Origin of the sequence: Frigoribacterium sp. PhB107 (assembly GCF_003751515.1) — a bacterium.
GTDB lineage: Bacteria > Actinomycetota > Actinomycetes > Actinomycetales > Microbacteriaceae > Frigoribacterium.
The window spans coordinates 720,601-735,509 of record NZ_RJKU01000001.1 but is presented as its reverse complement, the minus strand read 5'-3'; the positions used below and the strand labels follow the sequence as shown (position 1 = coordinate 735,509).

Below are 14,909 nucleotides of genomic sequence, written 5' to 3'. Positions count from 1 at the left end.
CGTGCCCTGCGCCTAGGCTCGGGGGCGTGTTCGAACTCCACCACCTGAGCGCCCAGGAGCAGTGGGACTGGCTCCGCCGCGGCGAGGTCACGCCCCGCGAGCTGACCGACCACTACCTGGCGCGGATCGACCGGCTCGACTCAGGCGCCGACGGCGTCGGCGCGTTCGTCGCGGTCGGGGCTGACGCCGCGCGCGGCCGGGCCGACGCCCTCGGGCGCGCCGGCCGCAGCACCGCCCCACTGTGGGGCCTGCCCCTGGCCGACAAGGACCTCACCGACCGTGCGGGCCTGCCGACCGGTCTCGGCTCGCGGCTCTCCCGCGGGCGCGTCGCCGAGCAGGACTCGGAGATCTCCGCGGTGCTGGGCGAGGCCGGCGCGGTCAGCCTCGGCAAGACGGCGACGCCCGAGTTCGGCCTCACGGGCTACACCGAGCCGGTGGTCGGTCCCGTCACGCGCAACCCCTGGCGTCGCGACCTCGGCGCCGGCGGCTCGAGCGGGGGAGCGGCGGCCGCGGTCGCCGCCGGCCTGCTGCCGTTCGCCCCCGGCTCGGACGGCGGCGGCTCGATCCGCATCCCCGCCGCCGTGACCGGGCTCGTCGGCCTCAAGCCCTCGCGCGGCCGGGTGCCGGCCCAGTCGGGCATCACGAGCCTCGGCGGCCTCGCCGTCGGCGGCCCGATCGCCCGCACCGTCGCCGACGCCGCGATGCTGCTCGACGCCATGGTCTCGCCCGACGGACGGGCACCGCGCGACCACTTCGCCCTGCGGGCGCCCGGCTCGCCCGACGGGGCGTGGCTCGGCACCGCCGTCCGCGGCGAGGGGCGGTTCCAGCTCGGGGTGCTGACGGCCAGCCCGTGGGACGACGCGTACGACGTCCGGGTCGACCCGCGCCTCCTCGGGGTGCTGCGCGACACCGCCGACCAGCTCGATGTGCTGGGTCACGGCGTGGAGGACGCGACGCTGCCCGGCTCGGACCCGGGGTCCCCGAACTACCCGGCCCTGTTCCGCACGATCTGGCAGGCCGGAGCGGCGGGCATCCCGGCCGAGACCGACGCCGACTTCGCGCTGCTCGAGCCGATGACGGCGTGGCTCGTCCGCCGTGGCCGCGAGCTCGGCGCCCGCGAGCTGGGCGCCGCCCTCGCCGGCCTCAGCGCCTTCGAGCAGAGCGTCGTCGCGGCCTTCGACCGCTTCGACGCCGTGCTGACGCCGTCGCTCGCCCTGTTGCCGCCGGCTCTCGGCTGGCACGACGCCGACGACCCCGAGCGGGCCTTCGAGCAGCAGTGCCTCGTGTCGCCGTTCACCTCGTTCGTGAACGTGGCGGGCCTGCCGGCGATCACGCTGCCGGTGGCCGAGGTCGACGGGCTGCCCGCGGGGGTCCAGCTGATCGGCCGACCGGGCCGCGAGGACGTGCTGCTCGCGATCGGCGCGCAGCTCGAGCGCCGGCTGCGCTGGCAGCGGCGGCACCCCGACTGCTGGTGAGGCGCGCGGTCAGGACCCGTCGAGGGTCGGCACGGACGCGATGAGCCGCTTCGTGTAGTCGTGCTGCGGCCGCCCGAGCACGTCGGCGGTGGCGCCCTGCTCGACGATGCGGCCGCCTTGCAGCACGGCCACCCGGTCGCTGAGGTGCTGCACGAGCCCCACGTCGTGCGAGACGATCAGCAGCGACAGCCCGAGGTCGTGGCGCAGCTCGGCCAACAGGCCGAGGATCTGCGCGCGCACGGTCACGTCGAGCGCGCTCATCGGCTCGTCGCCGACCAGCAGGTCGGGGCCGTGCACGACGGCACGGGCCAGGGCGACCCGCTGTCGCTGGCCGCCGCTCAGCTCGTGCGGCCAGAGGTCGACGCCCTGGGGGTCGAGTCCGACACGGTCGAGCACGTCGGCGACCATGCGCTCGTGGTCGCCCGGCACGTGCAGCAGGCGCAGCGGCTCGGCCACGACGTCGCCGATCCGCATGCGGGGGTCGAGCGAGCTGTACGGGTCCTGCAGCACGACGCCCGTGCGGCGGCGCAGCCAGCGGAGGCGCGACGCGCGGTCGGGACGCACCTCCCGCCCGTCGAACGTCACGGTGCCGGCGGTCGGCCGGTCGAGCGCGAGCAGGAGGCGCACCAGGGTCGACTTGCCCGAGCCGGACTCGCCGATGAGGGCGACGCTCTCGCCCCGCCCGACGTCGAGGTCGGCCTCGACGAGGGCGTGCCGCACGGGCCCGGGCTGGAGCGGCGATCGGCGGGGCAGCGTGAAGGTGCGCGAGAGCCCGCGGCCGCTGAGCAGCGGCCCGGTGCCTCCGTCGACGTGCTGCGTGTCCGAGTCGGTCACGGTGCCCTCCAGGTCGTCGCCCGCGTGGCCTCGACGAGGCCGCGCGTCACGGGGTGGGCAGGCGAGCCGAGGAGGCGGGCGACCGGCCCGCTCTCGACCACGCGTCCCCGGGACAGCACCGCCGCCTCCTCGGCCACCTGGGCCAGCACCGCGAGGTCGTGGGTCACGAACAGGAGCGAGGCCCCGCGTTCGTCGACCAGCCGGCGGAACAGCGCGAGCACCTCGGCCTGGGTCGTCACGTCGAGCGCGGTCGTGGGCTCGTCGGCGAGCAGCACGGCGGGGCGGGCGATCAGCGCCGTCGCGATGACGACGCGTTGCCGCTGGCCGCCCGACAGCTGGTGCGGCCAGGAGTCGGCGACCGACTCGTCGAGCCCGACCTCGGCCAGGGCCTCGACGGCCCGGCGGCGCGCGTCGGCCCGCGAGACGCGGCCGTGCAGGCGCAGCGGCTCGGCCACCTGACGCCCGATGGTCATGACGGGGTCGAGGGCCGTGCGCGGGTCCTGGAACACGGCCGCGATCGCCGCTCCCCGCAGCGGGGCGAGCTGCCGGTCGGAGAGGCCGACGAGCTCGCGGCCGTCGAGGCGGATGCTGCCCGTCACGACGGCCTGCGGCGGCAGCAGGCCGAGCACGGCGAGCGTCGTCATCGACTTGCCCGAGCCGGACTCGCCGATCAGGCCGAGGCGGGCTCCGTCCGCGAGGTGCAGCGAGACGCCGTCGACGACGCGGCGCCCGTCGATCGTCACGGTCAGATCGTCGACGTCGAGGCTCACGAGGTCACTCCGGGGGAGGCGGCGGGGGAGTCGGCAGCGGCAGGCGCGGCCGTGGGGGCGGCCGGGGCGCCGGGGTCCACGGACAGGCCGGCACGTCGCCCGCCTCCGCGGAGGCGCGGGTCGGCGGCGTCGCGCACCGCGTCGCCCAGCAGGTTCAGCGCCAGCACGGTCAGCGTGATCGCGAGCCCGGGCCAGAGGATCGTCCACGGGTGCACGCCGAGGAACTTCTGCAGGTCCGCGAGGAGGCGCCCCCACGAGGCCGTCTCGGCCGACGCACCGTAGCCGAGGAAAGACAGCCCCGCCTCCGCGAGGATCGACGTCGCCATCGCGAGCGACAGCTGCACGACGAACACCGGCGCGATGTTCGGCAGCACGTGCCGCAGCAGCACCGTCGCGGTCCCGGCGCCCGAAGCGCGGGCGGCGGTGACGTAGTCCTCCCGGGCGACCCGGCGGATCTCGCTGCGGGAGACGCGGGCGATCGTCACCCCGTAGCCCAGGCCGGCGGCGACCACGACGACCCCGAGCGACCCGCCGAACGCCGCGGCGAGGGCCATCGCGACGAGGATGGTCGGGAACGCCACGAGCACGTCGATGAGCACGGCGACCGACTCGCGCACGATCCGGGCGGTCAGCGAGCCGAGGGCGGCGAGGCCGAGCCCGACGACGAGCGCGAGGAGGCCGGCGGAGACGGCGACGACCACGGTGGTGCCGCTCGCGGCCATCACGTAGCTGGCGATGTCGCGGCCGACGGCGTCGGTGCCGAACAGGTGCGTCCCCGACGGGGGCAGCCAGGCCGAGTAGGGATCCGTGCGGAACGGGTCGGCCGGGGTCCAGAAGGGGCTGACCGCCGCGGCGAGGGCGACGAGGGCCAGCCAGGCGAGGGCTGCCGCGCCCTGGGGTCGGCGCAGCAGGGCGCGCACGAACGAGCCGCGCCTCATCGCTCGACCTCGCGCAGCCGGGGGTCGAGCCGACGGTGCGCGACGTCGACGAGCAGCCCGACGAACAGGACGATCGCGGTGAGCGTCATCAGCTCGCCCTGGACCTTGGTGAGGTCGCGGCGGCCGACGTCGGTGACGAGCATCCGTCCGAGACCGGGCAGCGTGAAGAGCTGCTCGACGACGACGGCGCCCACCACGAGACCGACGACCTGCAGGCCGAGCACGCTGACGACGCTGAGCATCACGTTCGGCAGGCCGTGCCGGAGCAGCGCGCGGTCGAGCGTCATGCCCTTGGCCGCGGCGGCGCGGACGTAGTCCTGGTCGAGCGCGCCGATCGCGGCCGACCGGGTGAAGCGCAGCAGCACCGCACCCTCGATGATGCCGATCGTGAGGGCAGGCAGCACGAGCGAGCGGAGCGCTCGCCCGGGGTCCTGCCAGCCGTCGAGGGGCCAGCCCTGGGTGGGCAGCCAGCCGAGCGTCACCGCGAAGAGGGCAATGAGGAGCATGCCGAGCCAGACGGCCGGCACCGCGGCGAGCAGCTGTGAGCCGACGCCGACGACGAGGCCGACGGGACGGCGGTGCCGGGCCGCGGCCCAGACACCCGCGGGCACTCCGATCAGCAGGCCGAAGACGAGCGACAGACCCGCGAGGGGCAGGGTGACGCCGAGCTTCTCGGCGATCTCGCCGGCGACGGGGCTGCCGGTCACGAGCGACTCCCCGAGGTCGAGCCGCAGCAGCCCGCCCGCCCAGTCGAGGTACTGCGCGACGATCGGCCTGTCGAGGCCGAGCTGCTCGCGCAACGCCGCGACCTGGGCGGGCGAGCCCGTCGTGCCCGCGATCGCCTGCGCCACGTCGCCGGGCAGGAGGCGGAGCGCCGCGAAGATCAGCACGCTCGCGACCACGAGCCCCAGGGCGAAGAGGGCCGTGCGTCCGAGCAGGAAGCGGGTCACTCCGAGACGGCCAGCGCGGACAGGTCGAGGCGGGTGCTGGTGGACGACGTCGGGAAGCCCGTCACGCCGTCGCGCACGGCCGTCAGCGTCGTGGCGGTGTACAGCCACTCGGCCGGGGCGTCCTCCGAGACGATCCGGGCGGCCTCGGCGAGCTTCGAGGCGGCGACCTCGGGGTCGGTCGCGGCCAGCGACTCGGCGTACACCTGCTGGACGGGAGCCGAGTCGTAGCCCCAGTAGTAGGTCGGGTCGGCCCAGTTCGAGAAGTCGTGGGTCTCGGCGTGGTTCACCATGCTCAGCTGGAAGTCGCGCGTGCCGCCGTCGGCGGGCGGCGCGAGCACGTCGTCGAGCCAGGTCGTGAAGTCGACCTGCTGCACCGTCAGCGTGACGCCGACGTCGGCGAGCTGGGTGGTGAGCACGTCGCCGATCGCGGCGGGGTAGAAGTTCGCGTACTCGAGCGTGAGGTCGAGGTCGTCGGCGTGGCCCGCCTCCGCCAGCAGCTGCTTCGCCTGGTCGGGGTCGTAGGCGTCGACGTCCGTCAGGTCCTCGTAGCCGGGGTCGAGCTCGGGGATCGGTCCGCCCTGGTCGACGGCCGAGCCGCCGACGGCCGCGATCAGGGCGTCGTTGTCGACGGCCATCCGGATCGCCTGGCGCACCCGCGGGTCGGTGAAGGGGGCGACCGCGTTGTTGAAGGCGAGGGTGTACTTGTCGGTCGTCTGGCCCTCCTCGACCGTGATGCCGTCGACGCCGTCGAACTGGGAGGCGAGGGTCGCGTCGACCGCCGTCTGCACGTCCAGGTCGCCCGAGAGCGTCGCGTTGATCGCGGCCGAGCCGTCCGTCACGTAGCGGAACACGACCCCGGCGACGCCGGCCGCCTCGCCCCAGTAGTCGGCGTTCCGCTCGAGGCGGAGGTTGTCGCCCTGGGTCCACGAGCCGAGCGTGAAGGGCCCGGTCCCGTTGGCGGTGGTCGAGAGGTCGTTGGTGGCCGCCTGCTCGAGGACGAGCCCGGCACGGCCGGTCAGCGCGAACAGCAGAGCCGAGTCGGGCTGCGACAGCGTGAGCACGACGGTGTCGTCGGCGGGCGAGCTGATGTCGGCGACAGAGGCGAGGTCGGCGTGGCCCGCCAGCGACTCGTCGTCGGCGACCTGCTGCAGCGACCACACGACGTCGGCTGCCGTCATCGGGGCACCGTCGTGGAACGTCACGCCGTCCTGCAGCGTGAACGTGTAGGTCAGGCCGTCCGCGCTGATCGTGTGCTCGCTGGCCAGCACGTCGACGATCTCGTTGTCCTGCGTGCGGCCGACGAGGCCCTGGTAGACGTTGTCGATCAGCACCTGGTCGAGGGCGATGCCCGAGGTGGTCCGGACGTCGAGGTCGGAGGGCTCGAGCACGAGGCCCACGGTGACCGTCGCGTCGGATCCGCCGCGCGGGGCGTCGGAGCCGCCCGCGGTGCACCCGGCGAGCAGGGCGAGGGAGGCGGCGGCGGCGACCACGGGGACGAGGAGGCGGGAGGGGCGCATGGCGGTGGAGGTGCCTTTCGGGAGCGGTTCGGGTCGGCGTGCACCGTCGCTCGTGGCGACCTGCACGCTCCGGTCGAAGGAGGACCGTCGTCGCTTGTGGACGTCGGACCACGGCTGGCACGTCGTCGCTGCCGGACTGACGCGCCGCCCCTCGCCCCCAGGTCGCTGCCGGACCCGTGGACGTCAGAGAATCTACTACACGGGGGTCGGCCCGGCACCGGGCCGCGCGTGCGCCCGAACGGGCGGCGCCTGTGCACCTGCCGCGAGCGCCGGCCGCCGAGTGGCGGATGAGGCAAGGCTCACCTACATTGGGCGGGACATGTTCCTCGACTTCGCCGACCCGCCCCTCCCGTACGACGCGATCCGCGTGCTCTTCGCGGGCGACGCCTCCTCGGTCCCCACGCTCCGTGCCATGCTCGCGGCCCTGCCGATCTGCGCCCGGGGCCAGGTGTTCGTCGAGGTCGACACCGCGGCCCAGATCGAGGAGCTGCCGTCGCCGGGCCGCGTCACGGTCACCTGGCTCGCCCGCGACCGCCGCTCGGGCGCGCCCGGCAGCGGACTCGCCTGCGCGTCCGGCGAGGCGGTCGAGCGGGCCGTGCGCGCGTGGCTCGCCGAGATGTACGTCGACGCGGACGCGCTGGCCGAGGCCGAACACCTCATGTGGGTCGGGGGCCCCGAGGGCTTCGCGTGGGACCTGCGTCGCGACCTGCACGACATGGTCTCGCACCACCAGAGCGTGTCCACCGACCGGGGCGCGACCGCGGTCTGAGCGCGCGCCTCCTCGTCTCGTGGTCGACACCTGTCGTTCGACGTCGAGACGGGTCCCGTCGACTTAGGTAAGGCATGCCTTAGGCTCGACCCGTGACGATCACGACAGAGGCCCCGCCCGAGGCCCGCCCGAAGCCCGCCCACCGCCCGTACCGGGTGCGCGTCGCGGCCCTGCAGGCCCTGAGCCCGCACTTCGTCCGCGTGACCTTCGCCGGCGACGACCTCGCCGACTTCGGCGTCGACGGCCTCGACCAGCGGATCAAGCTGGTGCTGCCCCTCGAGGCCACCGGCTACGACACGTTCCCCACCGACGACTGGTGGCCCTCCTGGCGGGCGCTCCCGGGGCACGAGCAGAACGCCTTCCGCACCTACACGGCACGCGCCGTCCGGCCGCAGCTCCGCGAGGTCGACGTCGACTTCGTCAGCCACGGCGACCAGGGTGCCGCGGCGTCCTGGCTGGCCCGTACCCGCGTCGGCGACGAGGCGATGCTGATCGGGCCCGACGCGACGAGCGGGGTCACAGGCAGCGGCGTCGAATGGGCGCCCGGCCGTGCCTCCACCGTGATGATCGCCGGCGACGAGACCGCCGTGCCCGCCATCTCGTCCATCGTCGAGTCGTTGCCGGCCGACGCTCGGGGCTGCGTGTTCCTCGAGGTGCCGACCTCGGACGACGTGCTGCCGCTGGTGGCGCCGGCCGGCGTGACCGTGCACTGGCTGCCGCGGGCCGGCAGCGGGGCACCGGCCGCCGACGCTCCCGACGCCGCTTACGGTGCTCCGCTGCAGACCGCCGTCCGGGCTTGGACGGCCCGCTACGTGACCGCCTGGCACCGCGGCGTCGACCTGGAGGAGGTCGACATCGAGCACGACGTCCTCTGGGACGTCCCGCAGGGCGAGGCGCAGCACGGCGCCGCCCTGCAGGGAGAGCTCTACGCCTGGCTGGCAGGCGAGGCGGGCGCGATCAAGGCGCTGCGACGGTTCCTCGTGAGCGAGGTCGGCGTCGACCGCCGCCAGGTCGCCTTCATGGGCTACTGGCGGCTGGGCCGCGCCGAGATGTGACCCGGGGCGACGTGGATGCTCGCCTCGGGCCGCGCCGCTCAGACCTGGGGGTCGACCCCGACGATCTCGCTCGTCCGGTCCCAGAGCGCCTCGGCCAGCAGGTCGTCCTGCGCGTGCCGGTGCAGGCGGCCGTGCGGCTTCAGCTGGTCGAAGTAGGTGCCGTTCTCGACGCTGACCGAGCTCGGGCCCGACAGCTGGATCAGCGGGACGGCGCCCGCGTGCGCCGAGATGCCGTAGTTGCCGTTCGAGAGCACGTTCGCCATCCGCCACATCGGCGACGACGAGCCGAACGACGTCTTGACGATGCCGGGGTGGAACGAGAACGCCTCGAGGCCGGTGCGCCGGGCGAGCTCGCGGACGAACAGGATCGTCTCGATCTTGCTCGTGCCGTACTGGCGCCAGCCGCCGAGCCAGGGCCGCTTCGCCCAGTTCAGGTCGTCGAGCCGGACGCTGCCGAACAGGTTGGCCACGCTGGCCGTCGAGACGACCCGGCCCGAGCTCTCGAGCAGGCGGGGCAGCAGGAGGCGCGTCAGCAGGAACGGCGCCAGGTGGTTCGACTGCAGGATGCGCTCGTGCCCGTCGTGGCTGAGGCCTCGCTCGCTGACGAGGCCGCCCGCGTTGTTGGCCAGCACGTCGATGCGCGGGTACGCGTCGAGAAGCTCGTCCGCGAGGCGGCGCACGTCGTCGAGCTGGTCGTAGTCGGACAGGAACGCCCGGCCGCCGACCTGGTCGGCGACGGCGCGGGTGCGCTCGGCGTTGCGGCCGACCACGGCCACCTGGGCGCCTCCCGCCGCGAGCTCGATCGCTGCCTCCCGGCCGATGCCGCTGCTGGCTCCGGTGATGATCACGGTGCGGGTCATCGATAGCCGCCTTCCTCGAGGCCTGCCTCGATCTCGAACCTGTTCGTCAGCGGGTCGCTGCCGGCCAGGAAGTACAGGAACGGCATCAGCATGCCGTACTTCTGCCACTGCCTCACGTGGACGGCCTCGTGCTGCAGCACGCGGGGGCCGTCGTTGTCGCGGGTCAGGTAGACCCGACCGACGCAGGTGCCGCCCCGCTTGAACGCCCACCGGGGGAGGCCCCGGCAGACGATCAGGTCGCCGACGACGCGCACCCGGCCGACGCTGAGCGGCACGCCGATCGCGAGCCCGACGGCAGTCGCCCACGCGCAGCCGAGGCGCGAGACCGGCGAGTCGAGGAGGGGGTTCCTCACGGACGCCCGTAGGCGTCGAGCAGGCGCAGCCAGATCTCGCTCACCGTCGGGTACGCCGGGACGGCGTGCCACAGGCGGTCGATCGGCACCTCGCCGACCACGGCGATCGTGGCGGCCTGGAGCAGCTCGGCGACGTCGGGCCCGACGAACGTCGCGCCGACGAGGACCTTGCGGCTCTCGTCCACGACGATCCGGGCGTGCCCCTCGTAGTCGTCCGAGTGCAGGGCCGACCCGGCCACGCCGGCGAGGTCGTAGTCGACGACCTTCACGTCGATGCCCCGCTTCTCGGCGGCGTCCGCGGTGAGGCCGACGCTCGCGACCTCGGGGTCGGTGAACGTCACCTGGGGCACGGCGGCGTCGTCCGCGGTCGCGACGTGGGCACCCCACGGCTCGGTCTGCAGCTCACGGCCGAGGGCTCGGGCGGCGATGACCTCGCCGGCGGCCCGGGCCTGGTACTTGCCCTGGTGCGTGAGCAGCGCGCGGTGGTTCACGTCGCCGACGCCGTAGAGCCAGTCGGTGCCGTGCACGAGCAGCGTGTCGTCGACCTGCAGCCAGTCGCCGGGCTCGATGCCGACGTTCTCGAGGCCGAGGTCGGAGGTGCGCGGCACACGGCCCGTCGCGACGAGGATCTCGTCGGCGATCACGACGCTGCCGTCGTCGAGGGTGACCTCGACCGTGTCGTGCTCGGTGCGCAGCACGGAGGCAGGGGACGAGCCGACGCGCACGTCGACGCCGCGCTCCTTCAGCGTCTTGCCGACCAGCTCGCCGGCGAAGGGCTCCTGGACGCCCAGCAGGCCACTGCGGGCGATGACCGTCACGGTCGAGCCGAGGCCCTGGTAGGCGGTGGCCATCTCGAGGGCGACGACGCCGCCTCCGACGATGACGAGGCTCTGGGGCACGGTCTGCGCGCTGGTCGCCTCGCGGCTCGTCCACGGACGCGCCTCGGCCAGGCCGGGGACGTCGGGCAGCAGGGCGGTGGAGCCGGTGGCCGCGACCACGGCGTGACGGGCGGTGTGCACGGTCCCGTCGACCGTCACCTCCTTCACGCCGGTGATGGTCGCGTGGCCGCGGAGCAGGGCGATGCCCGCGCCCTCGACCCAGTCGGCCTGCCCCGAGTCGTCCCAGCCGCTCGTGAACGAGTCGCGGCGACGCAGCACCGCCGCGACGTCGACGTCGCCGGTCACGGCCTGGGCGGCCCCGCCCACGGACTTCGCGGCCCGGATCACCGAGGTGGAGCGCAGCAGCGCCTTCGACGGCATGCAGGCCCAGTACGAGCACTCGCCGCCGATCAGCTCGGCCTCGACGAGGGCCACCTCCAGCCCGCTGCGGGTGGCGTAGTCCGCCACGTTCTCGCCGACCGCGCCGGCTCCGATCACGATGAGGTCATAAGTCGTCATGGCTCAGACGGTAGTCCCGGTGGCCTGTCGAGTGCCGGGGGAGCGCACCGCAGCCGCATGAACGACGGCTGTACGGATTCTGAGTACTGGGTGACCGGGGAGGACGTCGCGGGCCCCAGGGCGTACGGTGCTGGAAAAGGCGCAGACAGCGCCGTTAGCGAGGAGGTCACCATGGGACTCGACGACAAGATCAAGAACGCCGCTCAGGACATCGCCGGCAAGGCGAAGGAGGCCATCGGAGACCGCAAGGGCGACGACAGCCTCAAGGCCGAAGGTCAGAAGGACCAGGCCGGCGCGTCCGCCAAGAAGGTCGGCGAAGACGTCAAGGACGTCTTCAAGTAGGTCGATCCGCCTCGTTCTCGAGCCCGTCTCCCCCCAGGGGGAGGCGGGCTCCTGCGTGTGCCCGGGGCCCGCAACGTCCGGGCCCGTCGTCGTCCGTGCCGAGGAGGGCGACCCGAGGAGGCGTCAGTCGCCCTCGTACTCCGCGGTCGTCCTCGAGAGGAACGCCTCCATGCCTCGACGCGCGTCTCCGGACTGCATGAGCCGCACGAGCTCCGGCTGCAGCCGCGCCTCCGCGGCGGCGTCGCCCTCGCGCACCGCGAGCCGGGCGTTCGCCAGCGTCGCCTGCACGGCCAGCGGGGCCTGGGCGGCGATGCGGCGCGCGAGCTCGAGGCCGCGGGTGCGGGCCTCGCCCTCGGGGACGACCTCCTGCACGAGCCCGATGCGCCGCGCCTCCTCGGCGTCGAACAGGTCGCCGGTGAGCATCCAGCGCATCGCGTCGCCCCAGCCGACCCGGCGGGGGAGCCGGATCGTGGCCCCGCCGAACGGGAGGATCGCGCGGCTCACCTCGACCTGCCCGAAGCGGGTGCCGACCTCGGCCACGACGACGTCGCTCGCGAGGGCGAGCTCGACCCCGAGCGTGAGGCAGGTGCCCTGCACGGCGGCGACGACGGGCTTCGTGAGCTGTCGCCCCTCGACCTGCCAGGGGTGCAGCCCGCCCTCGGGGACGAGGCTGAGCCCGTCCTCGCCGACGGCGGGCGCGACGTCGCCGAGGTCGAGGCCCGCCGTGAAGTGCTCGCCCTGGCCGACGAGCAGGCCGACCCGCAGGTCGGGATCGCGGTCGAGCAGGCCGTAGGCGAGCGAGAGCTCGCGGAGCATCCGGAGGTCGGCCGCGTTCCGCTTCTCGGGGCGGTCGAGGCCGATGACGAGCACGTGTCCGTCGCGCTCGACGGAGACGCGGGGCCGGTGGTCGCTCGCCGCGCCGTCGTCAGCCGCGCCGTCGTTCATCGGGCCGTCGTTCACCGGGCCAGCGCCCCGACGACGCGGAGGATCGTGCCCATGTCGTCGGCCGCGGCGGCCGCGTCGACGGGGGCGAACGAGCACAGGCCCGCCCCGACGAGGGTGAAGCGCTCCTTGAGCGCGGTGATCGTCGCGATCAGGGCGGCCGGGTCGAGGCCGAAGGGGACCGGCTCGAGCAGCCCGTCGAGGGTGCCGGGGTCGAGCACGTCGAGGTCGACGTGCACGTACACCTCGGTGGCACCGGTCGCGGCGACCGCCTCGACCACCTCCTCCGGGGTGAGGTCGAGCGACGACACGGTGCGCACGCGGCGGCTCTCGACCCAGGTGTCCTCGGCGTCGTCGTAGGTGCGGCTGCCCGCGAGGACGATCCGCCCCGGCTCCAGACGCCTCGCGCCGGGGCCGGCCTCGAGGGCGCCGAGCTCGTCCGTGCCGTCGCCGGTGAGGGCCCGGAGGACCATCCCGCTGAAGGCACCGCTCTCGCTGGTGCGCGGGCTGTGCAGGTCGGGGTGGGCGTCGAACCAGACGACGGCGGTGTCGGGGCCGAGGGCGTGCTGCACAGCGGCGTACTCGACGCCGCAGTCGCCGCCCACGACGAGGGCGGGCGAGGCGTCGGCCTCGAGCTCGCGGCGGAGCGACGCGGCCACGGCCACGACCGACGAGAACCTGTGCACGCGGGTGCCGAGCGAGTCGCCCGCGCCGACCGGCACCTCGACCAGGGCGGTCGACTTCGCGGGCAGGTCGCCGAGCACGGCGTACGCGCCCTCGGCGAGCCGCATCGCCCTCGACGACGGAGAACCCTGCCACTGGGGGACCACGACGAACCTCATGCGCGTGAGTCTGGCACAGCGCGGTCCGCCGAGCGCCGGGTCGCGCTCATCCCCAGGGCCTGCTCACCCGGGCCACGACCCGCTCGAGCGGACCGCGGCCGACGAACCGGCGCCAGAGGACGGCCCAGGCGATCGTGAGGACGACGGCCGCGACCAACCAGCCGAGGGGCAGGCCGTACCGTCCGCCGTCGAGGCGGTAGAGGGTGAAGAGGGGAGCCGTCAGCACGAGGTGCGCCGAGTAGATGGTGAGCGGCTGGCTGCCGACGGCCGCGACCGGCGACAGGCCGATGGCGAGTGCGCGCCCTGCCGCCCAGGCCGGTCGTGTGGCGAGCAGCAGCAGGCCGACGACGGCCAGCGCCGTGCCGCCCGAGCCGACGATCTCCGCCGGCGCTCCCTCGTGCGCGGCCGGGTCGAGGGCCGGCCACGAGGAGGCGCCCGGCAGCCACCGGGACCCGTAGCCGACGACCGCCGCGACGGTCCCCCCGACGGACAGGACGACGGCCGTGCGCAGCCGCCGGAGGTCGCTCCGGGCGGCGACGAGCCCGACGAGCAGGAACGGCAGCCAGACGAGCGCCGGGTAGGAGCCGACGAGCAGGGCATCCTGGGCGAGGCCCACGAGCCCGCCCGCGAGCGGGCTGCCGAGGTTCGTCACGGGCACCTGGTCGGCGAGCCACGGCGCGACGACGGTCACGACCGCGGCCAGCCCGAGCAACGCCGGTCGCGGTGCGAAGAGGACGACGGCGAGCAGCGCGAACATCACGCCGTAGTACGGCAGGATCACGAGCACGTACTCGTTCCAGGCCTGCAGCACGAGGCCGAGCAGCACGAGCACGGCGGCCCGGATCAGCACGGAGCCGACGACTCGAGCACGTCCTCCCGGGGCGACGGGACGCGCACCGCCCGACGACAACCCCAGCGAGATGCCGGCGAGGGTGGCGAACAGGATCGCCGATCGGCCGTCGAAGACACGTTCGTCGAGCTCGGCCCTCGGCCACATGTGCGCGGCGAACATGCCGAGCACCGCCAGCCCCCGCGCGACGTCCACGGCGACGACGCGCGACGCCCCGCCGCCCGGCCGGTGCACGGCGGGAGGCGGGGCGAGGGAGCCGGAGGCGGTGGTCACGCGTCGAGGGCGCCCAGCTTCAGGGCGGCGAGGCGAGCGTCGACCTCGGTCTGCTGGTCGAGGTCCTCGAGGCCCTCGAACTGCGCGTCGAGGCTGGACGCGGCGAGCTCCTGCTGGCCGAGCACCTTGGCCTCCTCGCGTCGGACCTTGTCCTCGAAGCGGCCGATCTCGCTCGTGGGGTCGAGGACGTCCATGCTGCCGAGGGCGTCGGCGACCTGTGACTGGGCCGCCGCGGTCTTCGAGCGGGCGATCAGCTCGTTGCGCTTCGAGTCGAGCTGGTCGAGCTTCGACCGCATCCCGGTGAGCCCCGCCTTCAGCTTGTCGACGACGACTGTCTGGGAGGCGATCGTCGGTTCGGCGTCCTTCACCTCCTTCTCGGACGAGATCTGCTTGCCGAGGGCGACCTTGGCGAGCGCGTCGAACTTGTCGGCGTCGGCGGCGTTGCCGGAGGTGCGGAGCTGGTCCGCCTTGTTGCTGGCGGCGAGGGCCTTCCGCTCCCAGTCGGCGGCCGCCGCGACGTCCTCCGCGTGGTCCTGCTCGAGCAGGCGCAGGTTGCCGATCGTCTGCGCCACGGCGGACTCGGCCTCGGCGATGCTGTTCGTGTAGTCGCGCACCATCTGGTCGAGCATCAGGGCAGGGTCCTCCGCCTGGTCGAGCAGGGCGTTGATGTTGGCCCGGGTCAGCTGCGCGATCCGGCCGAAGATGGACTGCTTCGCCATGGTGGTGTCCTCTCGTGGGTGGT

The 14,909-nt window shown here is 74.2% G+C and carries 16 protein-coding genes; 4 read left to right on the top strand and 12 right to left on the bottom strand.

The features are described from left to right. The first annotated feature begins 26 nt into the window (after nucleotides 1-26). The gene (locus EDF18_RS03320; protein WP_123546367.1) at nucleotides 27-1,475 is read left to right on the top strand and encodes an amidase; all 1,449 of its coding nucleotides are present in this window, start codon (nucleotides 27-29) and stop codon (nucleotides 1,473-1,475) included. Between the two features lie 9 nt (nucleotides 1,476-1,484). Here the strand turns inward: EDF18_RS03320 and EDF18_RS03315 are convergent, their stop codons facing one another. Genes EDF18_RS03315 through EDF18_RS03295 form a run of 5 tightly spaced genes read right to left on the bottom strand, consistent with a single transcriptional unit; the run spans nucleotide 1,485 to nucleotide 6,484 of the window. Then, entirely contained in the window at nucleotides 1,485-2,309 is an 825-nt protein-coding gene (locus EDF18_RS03315) for an ABC transporter ATP-binding protein (RefSeq protein WP_233568963.1), read from the bottom strand. Continuing rightward, a complete protein-coding gene (locus tag EDF18_RS03310) occupies nucleotides 2,306-3,079 on the bottom strand; it encodes an ABC transporter ATP-binding protein (protein ID WP_123546366.1) in 774 nt (257 codons plus the stop codon). Before EDF18_RS03310 ends, EDF18_RS03315 begins: the two co-directional genes overlap by 4 nt. Next, nucleotides 3,076-4,017, bottom strand: coding sequence for an ABC transporter permease (locus EDF18_RS03305; RefSeq protein ID WP_123546365.1), 942 nt, complete (start codon nucleotides 4,015-4,017; stop codon nucleotides 3,076-3,078). The genes EDF18_RS03310 and EDF18_RS03305 overlap by 4 nt, the downstream gene beginning before the upstream one ends. Then, the gene (locus EDF18_RS03300) at nucleotides 4,014-4,967 is read right to left on the bottom strand and encodes an ABC transporter permease (protein WP_123546363.1); all 954 of its coding nucleotides are present in this window, start codon (nucleotides 4,965-4,967) and stop codon (nucleotides 4,014-4,016) included. The genes EDF18_RS03305 and EDF18_RS03300 overlap by 4 nt, the downstream gene beginning before the upstream one ends. Beyond that, complete coding sequence (locus tag EDF18_RS03295; protein ID WP_123547261.1) at nucleotides 4,964-6,484, bottom strand: ABC transporter substrate-binding protein; 1,521 nt, start codon at nucleotides 6,482-6,484, stop codon at nucleotides 4,964-4,966. Before EDF18_RS03295 ends, EDF18_RS03300 begins: the two co-directional genes overlap by 4 nt. 319 nt (nucleotides 6,485-6,803) lie before the next feature. On the opposite strand from EDF18_RS03295, the gene EDF18_RS03290 reads away from it, so the two are divergent. Together EDF18_RS03290 and EDF18_RS03285 are read left to right on the top strand one after the other, a co-directional pair. Continuing rightward, nucleotides 6,804-7,253: an SIP domain-containing protein gene (locus EDF18_RS03290; RefSeq protein WP_123546361.1), complete on the top strand. Its 450-nt coding sequence runs from the start codon at nucleotides 6,804-6,806 to the stop codon at nucleotides 7,251-7,253. Nucleotides 7,254-7,345: 92 nt separating this feature from the next. Beyond that, nucleotides 7,346-8,308, top strand: a complete 963-nt coding sequence (locus EDF18_RS03285; protein ID WP_233568962.1) for a siderophore-interacting protein — start codon at nucleotides 7,346-7,348, stop codon at nucleotides 8,306-8,308. Between the two features lie 38 nt (nucleotides 8,309-8,346). On the opposite strand, the gene EDF18_RS03280 is transcribed toward EDF18_RS03285, so the two are convergent. Genes EDF18_RS03280 through EDF18_RS03270 form a run of 3 tightly spaced genes read right to left on the bottom strand, consistent with a single transcriptional unit; the run spans nucleotide 8,347 to nucleotide 10,918 of the window. Further along, a complete protein-coding gene (locus EDF18_RS03280; RefSeq protein ID WP_123546359.1) occupies nucleotides 8,347-9,168 on the bottom strand; it encodes an SDR family NAD(P)-dependent oxidoreductase in 822 nt (273 codons plus the stop codon). Continuing rightward, nucleotides 9,165-9,521: a Fe-S oxidoreductase gene (locus tag EDF18_RS03275; protein ID WP_192169191.1), complete on the bottom strand. Its 357-nt coding sequence runs from the start codon at nucleotides 9,519-9,521 to the stop codon at nucleotides 9,165-9,167. The genes EDF18_RS03280 and EDF18_RS03275 overlap by 4 nt, the downstream gene beginning before the upstream one ends. Then, the gene (locus EDF18_RS03270) at nucleotides 9,518-10,918 is read right to left on the bottom strand and encodes an NAD(P)/FAD-dependent oxidoreductase (RefSeq protein WP_123546357.1); all 1,401 of its coding nucleotides are present in this window, start codon (nucleotides 10,916-10,918) and stop codon (nucleotides 9,518-9,520) included. Before EDF18_RS03270 ends, EDF18_RS03275 begins: the two co-directional genes overlap by 4 nt. A 171-nt stretch (nucleotides 10,919-11,089) precedes the next feature. Between EDF18_RS03270 and EDF18_RS03265 the strand changes: the two genes are divergently transcribed. Beyond that, nucleotides 11,090-11,260: a CsbD family protein gene (locus EDF18_RS03265; protein ID WP_123546355.1), complete on the top strand. Its 171-nt coding sequence runs from the start codon at nucleotides 11,090-11,092 to the stop codon at nucleotides 11,258-11,260. Between the two features lie 123 nt (nucleotides 11,261-11,383). Here EDF18_RS03265 and EDF18_RS03260 read toward each other — a convergent pair whose 3' ends face one another. From EDF18_RS03260 to EDF18_RS03245, 4 genes are read right to left on the bottom strand one after another with little or no spacing between them, the layout of a single operon-like run. Then, nucleotides 11,384-12,205, bottom strand: coding sequence for a crotonase/enoyl-CoA hydratase family protein (locus tag EDF18_RS03260; protein WP_123547258.1), 822 nt, complete (start codon nucleotides 12,203-12,205; stop codon nucleotides 11,384-11,386). Between the two features lie 11 nt (nucleotides 12,206-12,216). Beyond that, nucleotides 12,217-13,044: an arginase family protein gene (locus tag EDF18_RS03255; protein ID WP_123546353.1), complete on the bottom strand. Its 828-nt coding sequence runs from the start codon at nucleotides 13,042-13,044 to the stop codon at nucleotides 12,217-12,219. A 46-nt stretch (nucleotides 13,045-13,090) separates the two neighbouring features. Then, on the bottom strand, nucleotides 13,091-14,167 hold the full coding sequence (locus EDF18_RS03250; protein ID WP_123546351.1) for a DUF418 domain-containing protein: 1,077 nt from the start codon (nucleotides 14,165-14,167) through the stop codon (nucleotides 13,091-13,093). Next, a complete protein-coding gene (locus tag EDF18_RS03245; RefSeq protein ID WP_123546349.1) occupies nucleotides 14,164-14,886 on the bottom strand; it encodes a PspA/IM30 family protein in 723 nt (240 codons plus the stop codon). The genes EDF18_RS03250 and EDF18_RS03245 overlap by 4 nt, the downstream gene beginning before the upstream one ends. Nucleotides 14,887-14,909 lie beyond the last annotated feature (23 nt).

Bases quoted from the DNA above. Each gene is read 5' to 3' on its own strand.
- EDF18_RS03305 (WP_123546365.1), bottom strand. From the start codon at position 4,017: ATGAGGCGCGGCTCGTTCGTGCGCGCCCTGCTGCGCCGACCCCAGGGC.
- EDF18_RS03295 (WP_123547261.1), bottom strand. From the start codon at position 6,484: ATGCGCCCCTCCCGCCTCCTCGTCCCCGTGGTCGCCGCCGCCGCCTCC.
- EDF18_RS03290 (WP_123546361.1), top strand. From the start codon at position 6,804: ATGTTCCTCGACTTCGCCGACCCGCCCCTCCCGTACGACGCGATCCGC.
- EDF18_RS03280 (WP_123546359.1), bottom strand. From the start codon at position 9,168: ATGACCCGCACCGTGATCATCACCGGAGCCAGCAGCGGCATCGGCCGG.
- EDF18_RS03270 (WP_123546357.1), bottom strand. From the start codon at position 10,918: ATGACGACTTATGACCTCATCGTGATCGGAGCCGGCGCGGTCGGCGAG.
- EDF18_RS03265 (WP_123546355.1), top strand. From the start codon at position 11,090: ATGGGACTCGACGACAAGATCAAGAACGCCGCTCAGGACATCGCCGGC.
- EDF18_RS03260 (WP_123547258.1), bottom strand. From the start codon at position 12,205: ATGAACGACGGCGCGGCTGACGACGGCGCGGCGAGCGACCACCGGCCC.
- EDF18_RS03255 (WP_123546353.1), bottom strand. From the start codon at position 13,044: ATGAGGTTCGTCGTGGTCCCCCAGTGGCAGGGTTCTCCGTCGTCGAGG.
- EDF18_RS03245 (WP_123546349.1), bottom strand. From the start codon at position 14,886: ATGGCGAAGCAGTCCATCTTCGGCCGGATCGCGCAGCTGACCCGGGCC.